Origin of the sequence: Klebsiella sp. WP8-S18-ESBL-06, from assembly GCF_014169755.1 — a bacterium.
Lineage (GTDB): Bacteria > Pseudomonadota > Gammaproteobacteria > Enterobacterales > Enterobacteriaceae > Kluyvera > Kluyvera ascorbata_B.
Genome location: NZ_AP022256.1, coordinates 651,222 through 663,320, shown reverse-complemented (window position 1 = coordinate 663,320; position 12,099 = coordinate 651,222). Strand labels below are relative to the sequence as shown.

General features: G+C 55.0%; 12 protein-coding genes and 1 other RNA gene. 6 read left to right on the top strand and 7 right to left on the bottom strand.

Annotated elements, in window-relative coordinates; translation table 11 throughout:
• Positions 1 to 189: 189 nt before the first annotated feature.
• The 3 genes from H7R76_RS03225 (at position 190) to H7R76_RS03215 (ending at position 2,132) form a co-directional block, all read left to right on the top strand.
• Positions 190 to 582: a DoxX family protein gene (locus H7R76_RS03225; protein ID WP_106927133.1), complete on the top strand. Its 393-nt coding sequence runs from the start codon at positions 190 to 192 to the stop codon at positions 580 to 582.
• Positions 583 to 649: 67 nt separating this feature from the next.
• On the top strand, positions 650 to 1,636 hold the full coding sequence (locus H7R76_RS03220) for a glutathione S-transferase family protein (RefSeq protein ID WP_106927134.1): 987 nt from the start codon (positions 650 to 652) through the stop codon (positions 1,634 to 1,636).
• 130 nt (positions 1,637 to 1,766) lie between these two features.
• On the top strand, positions 1,767 to 2,132 hold the full coding sequence (locus tag H7R76_RS03215; protein WP_106927135.1) for a DUF805 domain-containing protein: 366 nt from the start codon (positions 1,767 to 1,769) through the stop codon (positions 2,130 to 2,132).
• A 109-nt stretch (positions 2,133 to 2,241) separates the two neighbouring features.
• Here the strand turns inward: H7R76_RS03215 and H7R76_RS03210 are convergent, their stop codons facing one another.
• Positions 2,242 to 3,138, bottom strand: coding sequence for a LysR family transcriptional regulator (locus tag H7R76_RS03210; protein WP_106927136.1), 897 nt, complete (start codon positions 3,136 to 3,138; stop codon positions 2,242 to 2,244).
• Positions 3,139 to 3,242: 104 nt separating this feature from the next.
• On the opposite strand from H7R76_RS03210, the gene H7R76_RS03205 reads away from it, so the two are divergent.
• Positions 3,243 to 3,944: a pirin family protein gene (locus H7R76_RS03205; protein ID WP_106927137.1), complete on the top strand. Its 702-nt coding sequence runs from the start codon at positions 3,243 to 3,245 to the stop codon at positions 3,942 to 3,944.
• Between the two features lie 26 nt (positions 3,945 to 3,970).
• Positions 3,971 to 4,132 (top strand): protein YhaL, encoded by a 162-nt coding sequence (locus H7R76_RS03200; RefSeq protein WP_181358003.1) that lies wholly within the window; start codon positions 3,971 to 3,973, stop codon positions 4,130 to 4,132.
• A 115-nt stretch (positions 4,133 to 4,247) separates the two neighbouring features.
• Here H7R76_RS03200 and rnpB read toward each other — a convergent pair.
• The 5 genes from rnpB to H7R76_RS03175 all read right to left on the bottom strand — a co-directional run bounded on the left by rnpB (position 4,248) and on the right by H7R76_RS03175 (position 8,959).
• An RNA gene (gene rnpB / locus H7R76_RS03195) (RNase P RNA component class A) lies at positions 4,248 to 4,628 on the bottom strand.
• Between the two features lie 32 nt (positions 4,629 to 4,660).
• On the bottom strand, positions 4,661 to 5,806 hold the full coding sequence (garK, locus tag H7R76_RS03190; protein ID WP_106927138.1) for a glycerate 2-kinase: 1,146 nt from the start codon (positions 5,804 to 5,806) through the stop codon (positions 4,661 to 4,663).
• 94 nt (positions 5,807 to 5,900) lie between these two features.
• A complete protein-coding gene (gene garR / locus H7R76_RS03185) occupies positions 5,901 to 6,791 on the bottom strand; it encodes a 2-hydroxy-3-oxopropionate reductase (protein WP_182966949.1) in 891 nt (296 codons plus the stop codon).
• A gap of 29 nt (positions 6,792 to 6,820) precedes the next feature.
• Positions 6,821 to 7,591 (bottom strand): 2-dehydro-3-deoxyglucarate aldolase, encoded by a 771-nt coding sequence (gene garL / locus H7R76_RS03180; RefSeq protein ID WP_182966947.1) that lies wholly within the window; start codon positions 7,589 to 7,591, stop codon positions 6,821 to 6,823.
• Positions 7,592 to 7,618: 27 nt separating this feature from the next.
• Entirely contained in the window at positions 7,619 to 8,959 is a 1,341-nt protein-coding gene (locus H7R76_RS03175; protein WP_182966945.1) for an MFS transporter, read from the bottom strand.
• Positions 8,960 to 9,372: 413 nt separating this feature from the next.
• Between H7R76_RS03175 and garD the strand changes: the two genes are divergently transcribed.
• Positions 9,373 to 10,944, top strand: a complete 1,572-nt coding sequence (gene garD / locus H7R76_RS03170; RefSeq protein WP_106927146.1) for a galactarate dehydratase — start codon at positions 9,373 to 9,375, stop codon at positions 10,942 to 10,944.
• A 117-nt stretch (positions 10,945 to 11,061) separates the two neighbouring features.
• Here the strand turns inward: garD and H7R76_RS03165 are convergent, their stop codons facing one another.
• Positions 11,062 to 11,877, bottom strand: coding sequence for a DeoR family transcriptional regulator (locus tag H7R76_RS03165; protein ID WP_106927148.1), 816 nt, complete (start codon positions 11,875 to 11,877; stop codon positions 11,062 to 11,064).
• Between the last annotated feature and the right edge of the window lie 222 nt (positions 11,878 to 12,099).

Below are 12,099 nucleotides of genomic sequence, written 5' to 3'. Positions count from 1 at the left end.
CGGCTCGGGAAAAATCGCGGAGTCGTACATCATTACTCAGATTCTTTGAAGGAGTTCAACAGTTTTCCTTGCTAACAATTGTCATACACCGCAGTTATATTGCTCTTCATCGACAGCAGCTACGCGCTATCGACGTGTAAATGCTCAATAAAATGGTTTAACTGCCCGCAAGGTTCTCTGGAGTGTAAGATGAAAAAATTAGAAGATACTGGTTTCCTGGTTGCTCGTATTCTGATGCCAATTCTGTTTATCACGGCTGGCTGGGGCAAAATAACCGGGTATGCGGGTACACAGCAATATATGGAAGCCATGGGCGTCCCGGGGTTCCTGCTGCCGCTGACCATTCTGCTTGAGTTTGGCGGCGGTCTGGCCATTCTGTTCGGTTTCCTGACCCGTACCACCGCGCTGTTCACCGCGGCGTTCACGGTACTGACCGCGTTTATCTTCCACAGCAACTTTGCGGAAGGCATGAACTCGCTGATGTTTATGAAAAACCTGACCATCGCTGGCGGCTACCTGCTGCTGGGCATCACCGGTCCGGGCGCCTTCAGCATCGACCGCGTGCTGAATAAAAAGTGGTAAGCACACTATACTGAATACACAAAGCGAGGAGATATCTCCTCGCTTTTGCTATCTAAAGGAGAACATGATGGGACAACTTATTGACGGCGTCTGGCAGGATACCTGGTACGACACCAAATCCACCGGCGGACGTTTCCAGCGTTCAGTCTCCGCCTTTCGCAACTGGCTGACCGCCGACGGCGAGCCAGGCCCAACCGGCAGCGGTGGCTTTGCCGCCGAAAAAGATCGCTATCATCTGTACGTTTCCCTCGCCTGCCCGTGGGCGCACCGCACGCTGATTTTACGCAAACTGAAAGGGCTGGAGCCGTTTATCTCCGTGTCCGTCGTTAACCCACTGATGCTGGAAAACGGCTGGACCTTCGACGCGGACTTCCCGGCGGCGACCGGTGATGCGCTCTATCAGCATCAGTTTTTGTATCAGCTCTACCAGCACGCCGACCCGACCTACTCCGGGCGCGTAACCGTGCCGGTGCTGTGGGACAAGAAAAATCAAACCATCGTCAGCAACGAATCTGCCGAAATTATTCGCATGTTTAACACCGCGTTTGATGCCCTGGGTGCCAAAGCGGGGGATTACTATCCACTGGCGCTACGCGAACAAATCGACGAGCTGAACGGCTGGATCTACGACACGGTCAATAACGGTGTCTACAAGGCCGGTTTCGCCACCAGCCAGGCAGCCTACGATGAGGCGGTGGAAAAGGTCTTTATCTCGCTCGATCGTCTGGAAAATATTCTCGGCACGCAGCGTTACCTGACCGGCAATCAGCTTACCGAAGCCGATATCCGCCTGTGGACGACGCTTATCCGTTTCGATCCGGTGTACGTAACCCACTTTAAGTGCGACAAGCACCGCATCAGCGATTACCCCAATCTGCATGGCTTCCTGCGCGATATCTACCAGATGCCGGGCATTGCGGAAACCGTCGATTTTGGCCACATCCGCAATCACTATTTCCGCAGCCACAAGACCATTAACCCGACCGGGATTATTTCGGTTGGCCCGTGGCAGGATCTGGACCAGCCGCACGGTCGCGACGTTCGTTTTCGCTAAACCTTCAGGGTGCCGTCCATCGGCGCCCTAATTTATTCGCCTCATCAATATTTACCTCATTTTCATTCGCGACTATCCTTAGCTTGATCGCTTTAAAAACAAGTGATTAATGATCAACTGAGGCAAAAAAATGGATTGGTATCTCAAGGTTATACGTAACTACATTGGCTTTGGCGGCCGCGCCCGCCGCAAAGAGTACTGGATGTTCGTCCTGGTGAACGTGATTTTTACGCTCGTGCTGGGCGTAGTCGATAAGATGCTTGGCTGGCAGCGCGCCGGCGGTGAAGGGATCCTCACCACTATTTATGGGGTGCTGGTTTTCCTGCCGTGGTGGGCCGTGCAGTTCCGTCGTCTGCATGACACCGACCGCTCGGCATGGTGGCTACTGCTGCTGATTATTCCGGTGATCGGCTGGATCGTAATTTTGATCTTCAACTGTCAGAGCGGCACGCCGGGCAATAACCGTTTCGGGCCCGATCCGAAGGGGATTTCCTGATCCCAACCAGGCACAACGCGGGTCTGGTAGGCCTGATAAGCGCAGCGCCATCAGGCTATTCGGCACAAATCGCCGGATGGCGGCGTAAACGCCTATCCGGCCTACTGCTTTATTTTGCGGTTAACAGTTTCTGAATTTCGCGCAGACACCACGATTTCGCTTCGCCCATGCTGTCGCGGCGCCACGCCATAATAATGTCAATCTCTTTGCTGTACTCCGGGCTCACCACCCGCAGACGCCCTTGCGCAATATCCTCTTCAACCAGCTGATACGGCATGGTCGCCACGCCGAGCCCGGCGAGCAGCGCCTGACGCTTCTCTTCCATCGATGTCACCGTCAGACGCGGCTGTTTGTCCAGCAGCTGCACCGTCAGTACCGGGCGCTCCCGCGCGGTATCCGCAATCGCTACCCCACGATATTTCACGCGCGTCACTTCAGACAGCGGTTCCGCCTCCTGATGAATCGGATGATCCGGCGCCGCCACGTAAACGCTCATCAGCGAGTAGAGCTTGCGCGAGTTAATTTCCGTCGAAGAACGGAAGTGCATATCCGGTGCGATCACGATGTCCGCTCGCCCCTGTTCCAGACGCTCCCAGGCGCCCGCCAGCACTTCGGTGATAATCGACAGCTGGGTGTTAGACTTCGCCGCCAGCTTTTCCACCAGCGGGAACAGCGTTGCCGTTGGGATCAGCGCTTCCGCCACAATGGTGAGGTGCGTTTCCCAGCCGCGCGCCAGCGCTTCGGCATCGGTGGTCAGCTTATCTGCCGCCTCCAGCAGGACGCGACCACGTTCGAGGAGCATACGCCCGACGTTAGTGAATTTTGTTCGATGACCTGAACGGTCAAAAAGCACAACGTCCAGCTCTTCTTCCAGCTTTTGCATGGTATAGCTCAACGCCGAGGGCACGCGCCCAAGCTCATCCGCCGCGGCGGCGAAGCTGCCGCGTCGGTCAATGGCGTCCATTACTCGTAGTGCTTCCAGCGTCAGTGCCCTCTCTTTAGCCATAGCTTGCTCATTCAGGAAATTTGAACATACCGGGCAGAATATCTGGCTAACAATGCAGCGTCCATACCTTTACCATTGATTTAATGTAAAGGAGGGTCAAGAAGATGATTACCACAAGAACAGCGAAACAGTGCGGACAGGCGGACTTCGGTTGGCTTCAGGCCCGCTATACCTTCTCTTTTGGACACTACTTCGATCCGAAACTGCTGGGCTATGCGTCTCTGCGCGTGCTGAATCAGGAAGTCCTTGCTCCCGGCGCGGCCTTCCAGCCGCGGACCTATCCGAAGGTCGATATTCTGAATCTGATTCTGGAAGGTGAGGCCGAGTACCGCGACAGCGAAGGCCACCATATTCAGGCGAAGGCCGGTGAAGCGCTGCTGATTGCAACCCAGCAGGGTGTCAGCTATAGCGAACATAACCTGAGCAAAGACAAGCCGTTAACCCGGATACAAATCTGGCTGGACGCCTGCCCGGAACGCGATAATTCGCGGGTACAGAAACTGAAGCTGAAAGATACCGCGCACCAGTTGCTGGCCTCGCCGGACGGCAGTCAGCATAGTCTGCAGCTGCGTCAGCAGGTGTGGCTACACCATATTGAGCTGGCAAAAGGCGAGCAGGTTTCTCTGTCACTGCACGGGCCGCGCGCCTATTTACAGTCGATTCACGGCACCGTACATGCGCTGGCTAACGACGCAGAAAACAAATCGCTCACCTGCGGCGATGGGGCATTTATTCGCGATGAAGCCAATATCACACTCGTTGCTGATACCCCACTGCGCGCTTTGCTGATAGATTTACCTGTGTAGGTCTATTCAGGATAGCGGAAGCAAAAATGAGTAAGAGAAACAATAAAAAGCAGCAGACGATGAAGGTGGCCAACGCCCCTCAACCCACCAACGCGGCACCGGAGTTTGGTCTGGAAGACATGCTGAGCGAACTGGAAGCCATCGTGGCCCAGGCTGAGAGCAGCCAGGCGGAAGAACAGACCGCCTGAACAAATGCCCTGGTTTGGTAACCGGGGCTGACCGCCTCGCCATCCTCGCTCTGTCGGTGCGCGGCAGGGTACGTCAGAAAGCAAAAACCCCGCCATCAAGGCGGGGTTTTTTAAGAAGTGAAACTGACCGATAAGCCGGGTTCTGTCGTGGACAGTCATTCATCTAGGCCAGCAATCGCTCACTGGCTCAAGCAGCCTACCCGGGTTCAGTACGGGCCGTACCTTATGAACCCCTATTTGGCCTTGCTCCGGGTGGAGTTTACCGTGCCACGGACTGTTACCAGCCGCGCGGTGCGCTCTTACCGCACCCTTTCACCCTTACCTGATCCCGCTTGCGCGGGCCATCGGCGGTTTGCTCTCTGTTGCACTGGTCGTGGGCTGTGACACCCCCCAGGCGTTACCTGGCACCTTGCCCTATGGAGCCCGGACTTTCCTCCCCTCCGCCCGTCTCCCCCGAAGAGGACGACGACGAAGCGGCGACTGTCTGGTCAGCTTCGGCGCGAAGTATAGAGGGTTTACGAGCCAATGTCACCTTTCCGTCTGCATTCCCACCTGAAGGGTGGCAGCGATATTACGGGAAGTGAGATAAATATTGTCCGCCGCCTCACGGAACGCCTCTTCCAGCGAGCCAATACGGTTCAGCACGCTGAACACAGAATCAATACCGTACTGGTGTACAACGCCGACATCGCGGGTCAGGCTACCGGCAATACCGATCACCGGCTTATGGTATTTCTTTGCCACGCTGGCCACCCCAACGGGCACCTTACCGTGAATGCTCTGGCTGTCCAGCCGCCCTTCACCGGTCACCACCAGCGTGCAGTCGTGAATATGCTCTTCGAGATTTAACGCCTGAGTGACTATCTCAATGCCGCTGCGCAGCTCTGCGCCGAGAAACGCCATCAGCGCGCCGCCCATTCCCCCCGCCGCGCCAGAGCCCGGCACCTCTTTAACATCCACCCGTAGCGATTTTTTAATCACCTCGGCATAGTGCGCGAGGTTGCGGTCCAGCTCGGCGATCATCGCCGCGGTAGCGCCTTTCTGCGGCCCAAAAATACAGGACGCGCCAGACGGCCCGGTTAACGGGTTGGTCACATCGCAGGCTACGCGAATTGTGCACGCCTGCAGGCGCGCATCGAGTCCGGAAATATCAATATGATTAAGGCTCATCAGGCTACCGCCGCCGAAACCAATCGGCGAACCGTTGGCGTCGCATAACTTTGCGCCCAGCGCCTGTACCATCCCCGCCCCGCCGTCGTTCGTGGCGCTGCCGCCGATACCGATAATAATGCTCTTCACTCCACTTTCCAGCGCCTGGAGGATCAGCTCACCGGTACCATAGGACGTGGTGATCAGCGGGTTACGACGTTCAGGCGGTACCAGCGCCAGGCCGCTGGCGGCGGCCATTTCGATAAATGCCGTACCGCCGTCGCCGGAGATGCCCCACTGAGCCTGCACGGGGTCGCCAAGCGGGCCGGTTACCGTCGACATCACCGCGCGCCCCTGAGTGGCCGCAATCATCGCCTCAACCGTACCTTCGCCGCCGTCGGCAACCGGTACAGACACAAACTGCGCTTGCGGAAAGATTTCCCGAAATCCTTTTTCTATCGCCTGTGCTACCTCGGTGGCAGAAAGGCTTTCTTTATAAGAGTCTGGGGCGATTACGATTTTCATATCTGAGCCTATTAGCGCGCGACGCCGGATGGCGCATAACTTATCCGGCCTACCTTGCCGGCCCGGCAGGCTAACGCCGCCGGGCGCAACGTCCTTAACGAGTCACTTCAACTTTCGCCAGTTTTTCGTAGTAGCACGCCAGGGCACTATGGTCGGCCGTGCCCAACCCATCGGCACGCAGCGCCTGCATCATTTCCATCACCGCTGCGGTCAGCGGCAGCTGCGCCCCAACGCCGTGGGACGTATCCAGCGCGTTGGCCAGATCTTTAATATGCAGATCGATACGGAAGCCCGGCTTGAAGTTACGATCCATAACCATCGGCGCCTTGGCATCCAGCACGGTGCTGCCCGCCAGACCGCCGCGGATGGCCTGATAAACCAGGTCAGGATTCACACCCGCTTTGGTCGCCAGGGTCAACGCTTCCGACATTGCAGCGATGTTCAGCGCGACAATCACCTGATTCGCCAGCTTGGTGATGTTACCCGCGCCAATCTCCCCGGTATGCACCACGGAGCCGGCCATCGCTTTCATCAGGTCATAATACTTGTCGAAAATCGCTTTATCTCCACCAACCATCACCGACAGCGTGCCATCAATGGCTTTCGGTTCGCCGCCGCTTACCGGCGCATCAAGCATATCTACGCCTTTTGCTTTCAGCGCCTCACTAATTTCGCGGCTCGCCAGCGGCGCAATTGAGCTCATATCGATCAGTACAGTGCCCGGTTTGGCACCTTCGATAATGCCATTTTCCCCCAGCGCCACTTCTTTTACGTGCGGCGAGTTTGGCAGCATCGTGATGATGACATCGCACTGCTCGGCAATGGCTTTCGCCGTGGTCGCCGTTTCCGCTCCGGCGGCAATCACTTCGGCAATCGTTTCAGGATTACGGTCCGACACCACCAGCGAGTAACCCGCTTTCAGCAGGTTTTTACTCATCGGTTTACCCATGATACCCAGGCCAATAAAACCAACTTTCATCGTCATTTCCTCAATATTGCGTTAATCGGTGGTGGTTACTTTTTAAAAGCATCAGCCAGTTTTTGAGTACCGGCGCGGAAGACGCCCAGGTCGCTGCCAACGGCCACAAAGGTGGCTCCCCACTCGAGGTAGCGGCGCGCGTCGGCTTCAACCGGTGCCAGGATGCCGCTTGGCTTGCCGTGGGCTTTCGCACGGGCAAAAATATGCTGAATGGCTTTCTGAACCTCCGGGTGCGAAGCATTACCCAGATGCCCCAGCGCGGCGGCCAGGTCGCTTGGCCCGACAAAGATGCCATCCACACCTTCCGTTGCCGCGATAGCATCCACGTTATCGACGCCCTGCTGGCTTTCAATCTGCACCAGGATGGTGATGTTTTTGTTGGACTGCGCGAAGTAGTCCGGTACGGTGCCAAACATATTGCCGCGATGCGAAACGGATACGCCGCGAATCCCCTCCGGCGGATAGCGCGTGGAAGAGACCGCCTGCGCCGCCTGCTCCTGCGTTTCCACAAACGGAATCAGGAAGTTATAGAAGCCGATATCCAGCATGCGCTTGATAATGACCGGCTCATTGGTCGGAATACGTACGACCGGCGCGCTCTGACTGCCTTTCAGTGCCATCAGCTGTGGGATTAACGTCGTCACATCGTTCGGCGCATGTTCACCGTCCAGCACCAGCCAGTCGAAACCGGCCAGGCCTAACACTTCAGTACTGATCGGGCTGGAGAGGGCTGACCAGCAGCCAATCTGAACCCGTTGAGCAGCCAGCGCCGCTTTGAATTTGTTAGGAAAAATCGCGTTATCCATTTTTTATTACCTTACGTTAATCGCGGCTTACTTCCGCAGTTCCAGACGTTTGATGTCGCCGACCACGAAGAGGTAGCAAACCATCATCATCAGCGCGGAACAGCCGACAAAAATCAGTGCGCCATTAAAGGAGTGCAGTTCACTTACGATATAACCAATCACCAGCGGCGTAACGATAGAGGCGACGTTACCAAAGACGTTAAACACCCCACCGCACAGCCCAACAATCTCTTTTGGCGCCACGTCGGAGATAACCGGCCACCCCAGTGCGCCAAAGCCTTTGCCGAAGAACGCCAGCGCCATTAATCCTACGACCAGCGCCGTGTTGTCGGTGTAGTTACACAGAATAATCGTCGACGCCAACAGCATGCCCAGCACAATAGGCAGTTTACGTGCAAAGGTCAGCGTACAACCGCGGCGAATCAGGTAGTCGGAGAACAGCCCGCCCAGCACACCGCCGGCAAAACCACACAGCGCAGGGATAGACGCCACCATACCCACTTTCAGAATCGACATACCTTTGTCCTGCACCAGGTAAATCGGGAACCAGGTGAGGAAGAACCAGGTGATGGTGTTTAAGAAGTACTGGCCGAAGAAGATACCTAACATCATACGGCTGCTAAGCAACTGTTTGATGTAATCCAGTTTCGGACCTTTTGCCGCGTCGCTGCCCGGCTTTTTGTGGTCCATATCAACCACTGCGCCGTTATCCGCAATAAACTTCAGCTCTTCTTTGGTCATTCGTGGATGATCGGTTGGGTTGTGTACGAACTTCACCCACAGCCCGGTCAACACAAAGCCAATCACCCCCATCACGGTAAAGACGTGCTCCCAGCCCCAGGCGAAGGTCAGCCAGCCCAGCAGCGGCGAGAACAGCGCTAAAGAGAAATACTGCGCGGAGTTAAAAATAGCCGAGGCGGTACCGCGTTCTTTGGTTGGGAACCAGGCCGCAACAATACGCGCGTTTGCCGGGAAGGAAGGCGCTTCGGAGAAGCCCAGCATAAAACGCATGAAGAACATAGAAACGCCGGCCCATGCTAGCGGGAAGAAACCGACAAAGCCCTGCAGGAAGGTAAACAGAGACCAGAAGAACAAGCTATAGGTATAAACTTTCTTCGAGCCGAATTTATCCAGTAACCAACCACCGGGGATCTGCATGAGCAGGTACGCCCAACCGAATGCAGAGAAGATATACCCCATAGAAATCGCACTAAGTTCCAGTTCCTTAGCGACAGACGTACCGGCAATGGAAAGCGTTGCGCGGTCTGCGTAGTTAACGGCCGTAACAATAAAAATAATGAATAGAATTAAATAACGGGTAGGCATACCCTTTTTTGCTTCAACAACATCAGCAGTATCGTGTATCATTTTATTATCCTCGGGTACAGGATGCTTTAATTTTATTGTTTTTATTAAAGCGAATTTCGCTGATTATTTAATTACCAATGAATCTCGTAATAAAAAATCAGACGCCATGAATTCGAGGTTCAGTATAATCAGGATATCTCGCTCGCACATTGTGCAAATCACCAATTTAAACGCGCAATAAATTCATTTTATTGACCATATGCACACAGCACTGGGCGCTGATGCACAATTTCAGCCATTGACTCCCTTGTCTCCCGCGGCATGAAGGCGATAGGTGATCTTCATCACATTTTTATGGTTCAACTCCTGACATTCTTTATTTCATGTAGCAATGGGTATTTTATTTTCCATTACCAGAAACAAACCATAAATAACCCTAATTCTTTTACCCCCTGGCTGGAGAATGCTGGACAATGGCTAACATTGAAATCAGACAAGAATCGCCGACGGCTTTTTATATAAAAGTACATGAAACAGATAATGTCGCGATCGTTGTTAACGATAACGGATTAAAAGCAGGAACGCGTTTTCCTGACGGTCTGGAATTAATTGAACATATTCCCCAGGGGCATAAAGTCGCGCTGGTGGATATTCCTCAGAACGGTGAAATCATCCGCTACGGCGAAGTCATCGGTTACGCGGTGCGCGATATTGCTAAAGGTAGCTGGATTGACGAATCTACGGTTGTGCTACCGGAAGCGCCGCCGCTCAACACCTTGCCGCTGGCGACCAAAGTCCCGGAGCCGCTGCCGCCGCTCGAAGGCTATACCTTCGAAGGTTATCGCAACGCCGACGGCAGCGTCGGCACCAAAAACCTGCTGGGCATTACCACCAGCGTGCACTGCGTAGCGGGCGTGGTGGACTATGTGGTGAAAATCATTGAGCGCGATCTGCTGGCAAAATACCCCAACGTCGATGGCGTGGTTGGTCTGAACCACCTGTACGGCTGCGGCGTGGCAATTAACGCGCCGGCGGCGGTGGTCCCCATTCGCACCATCCATAACCTCGCGCTAAACCCCAACTTTGGCGGTGAAGTGATGGTCGTGGGACTGGGCTGTGAAAAGCTACAGCCAGAACGCCTGCTCGAAGGCACGGAGGATGTACAAAGCATCGCGGTCGACAGCGCCAGCATCGTGCGCCTGCAGGATGAGCAGCACGTCGGCTTTCAATCGATGGTCGACGATATCTTACAGGTTGCCGAACGCCACCTGCAAAAGCTCAACCAACGTCAGCGCGAAACCTGCCCAGCTTCCGAGCTGGTGGTTGGCATGCAGTGCGGCGGCAGCGATGCGTTCTCCGGCGTGACCGCCAACCCGGCGGTCGGCTACGCTTCCGATCTGCTAGTGCGCTGCGGCGCCACGGTTATGTTCTCTGAAGTCACCGAAGTGCGCGATGCCATCCATCTGTTAACACCACGCGCGGTGAATGAAGAGGTGGGCAAACGTCTGCTTGAAGAGATGGCCTGGTATGATAACTACCTCAACATGGGGCAAACCGATCGCAGCGCCAACCCATCTCCAGGCAACAAGAAAGGCGGCCTTGCCAACGTAGTGGAAAAAGCGCTGGGCTCAATCGCCAAGTCTGGCAAAAGCGCCATCGTCGAAGTGCTGTCACCGGGCCAACGTCCGACCAAGCGCGGCCTGATTTACGCCGCGACGCCGGCCAGCGATTTCGTTTGCGGCACTCAACAGGTTGCTTCCGGCATCACCGTACAGGTGTTTACTACCGGGCGCGGTACGCCGTACGGCCTGGTTGCGGTACCGGTCATCAAGATGGCCACCCGCACCGCGCTGGCGAACCGCTGGTATGACCTAATGGATATTAACGCGGGCACCATCGCCACCGGCGAAGAGACCATTGAAGAGGTGGGGACGAAGCTATTCCACTTTATTCTCGATGTGGCCAGCGGGCGTAAAAAAACCTTCTCGGATCAATGGGGGCTGCACAACCAGCTGGCGGTGTTCAACCCGGCGCCGGTAACCTGACGGCAGACGGCCAATCGAAAATACGTAGGCCGGATAAGCAAAGCGACATCCGGCCTACCGTTCCTGCCCTGACTTCAACGCCTTAACGGACCAGCATTACGCCAGGGCGCCCCTTTTTTATTCCGACAGCGCCACCAGAATCACGTCGATACCGCTCTTACGTAATCCGTCGAGGCTCTCCTGCGGGATCCCCTCATCCACGATGATCATATCCACACGCTGCATATCAATAATCTTATGCAGGCTTGAGCGATTAAATTTGCTGGAGTCGGTCACCACGATGATCTTCTCAGCCACTTCGCTCATGCGCCGGTTCAGCCGCGCTTCATCTTCATTATGCGTGCTGATTCCACGCTCCAGATCGATAGCATCAACGCCGAGAAACAGCATGTCAAAGTGGTAGTTTTGCAGCGATTGCTCAGCCTGATCGCCATAGAACGACTGCGATTGGCGGCGCAGATGCCCACCGGTCATCAACAGCTCAACGCCTTCTGCTTCCAGCAACGCATTGGCGACATTCATACCGTTAGTCATAGCAATCACATCGCTGTGATGACGCATCAGCCGCGCGATTTCATAGGTTGTAGTGCCCGAATCCAGAATCACCCGATGCCCCGGCTTAATAAACTCAACGGCGGCCCTGGCGATACGCCGTTTCACCGCCGTATTCAGCGAACTTTTATCTTCAACGGAGGGTTCTGCGCCCGGCGTATTACCGTCGCAAATCAGCGCACCGCCGTAGGCCCGCACGGCAATACCCTGCTTTTCAAGAAAGGCCAGATCGTTGCGGATCGTCACGGTCGAAACGCCAAACAGCACGGAAAGATCGTTGACCTGCACGCTTCCCTGCTGTCGCAACCGCTGGATGATCTGCTCACGCCTTTCGCTGGTTCCAGGCACCCGCTTATCCGCAGAAGAGTCGGTGTTGCTCATAAGTAATCCTTTGATCAATTTCTTTCGTTTCATTTCGTTTGGCTTATTAACGCCTTTCTTTTATCGGAATGCAAGCCTTAAAAAGCCGAAAGAATGGCCGCAATACCGGGCACAAACCTTTCATTATGTTTCTTTTGTGAAACAGATCGGAAAACTATTATCTTTCGTTTTATTTTTAACACACCATGATGCAGTATCAAATGAAACAAAACGAAAGAACGA

Excerpts from the sequence above, each read along its gene's own strand:
- H7R76_RS03225 (WP_106927133.1), top strand. The coding sequence starts at position 190 with ATGAAAAAATTAGAAGATACTGGTTTCCTGGTTGCTCGTATTCTGATG.
- H7R76_RS03220 (WP_106927134.1), top strand. The coding sequence starts at position 650 with ATGGGACAACTTATTGACGGCGTCTGGCAGGATACCTGGTACGACACC.
- H7R76_RS03215 (WP_106927135.1), top strand. The coding sequence starts at position 1,767 with ATGGATTGGTATCTCAAGGTTATACGTAACTACATTGGCTTTGGCGGC.
- H7R76_RS03210 (WP_106927136.1), bottom strand. The coding sequence starts at position 3,138 with ATGGCTAAAGAGAGGGCACTGACGCTGGAAGCACTACGAGTAATGGAC.
- H7R76_RS03205 (WP_106927137.1), top strand. The coding sequence starts at position 3,243 with ATGATTACCACAAGAACAGCGAAACAGTGCGGACAGGCGGACTTCGGT.
- H7R76_RS03200 (WP_181358003.1), top strand. The coding sequence starts at position 3,971 with ATGAGTAAGAGAAACAATAAAAAGCAGCAGACGATGAAGGTGGCCAAC.
- garK (WP_106927138.1), bottom strand. The coding sequence starts at position 5,806 with ATGAAAATCGTAATCGCCCCAGACTCTTATAAAGAAAGCCTTTCTGCC.
- garR (WP_182966949.1), bottom strand. The coding sequence starts at position 6,791 with ATGACGATGAAAGTTGGTTTTATTGGCCTGGGTATCATGGGTAAACCG.
- garL (WP_182966947.1), bottom strand. The coding sequence starts at position 7,591 with ATGGATAACGCGATTTTTCCTAACAAATTCAAAGCGGCGCTGGCTGCT.
- H7R76_RS03175 (WP_182966945.1), bottom strand. The coding sequence starts at position 8,959 with ATGATACACGATACTGCTGATGTTGTTGAAGCAAAAAAGGGTATGCCT.
- garD (WP_106927146.1), top strand. The coding sequence starts at position 9,373 with ATGGCTAACATTGAAATCAGACAAGAATCGCCGACGGCTTTTTATATA.
- H7R76_RS03165 (WP_106927148.1), bottom strand. The coding sequence starts at position 11,877 with ATGAGCAACACCGACTCTTCTGCGGATAAGCGGGTGCCTGGAACCAGC.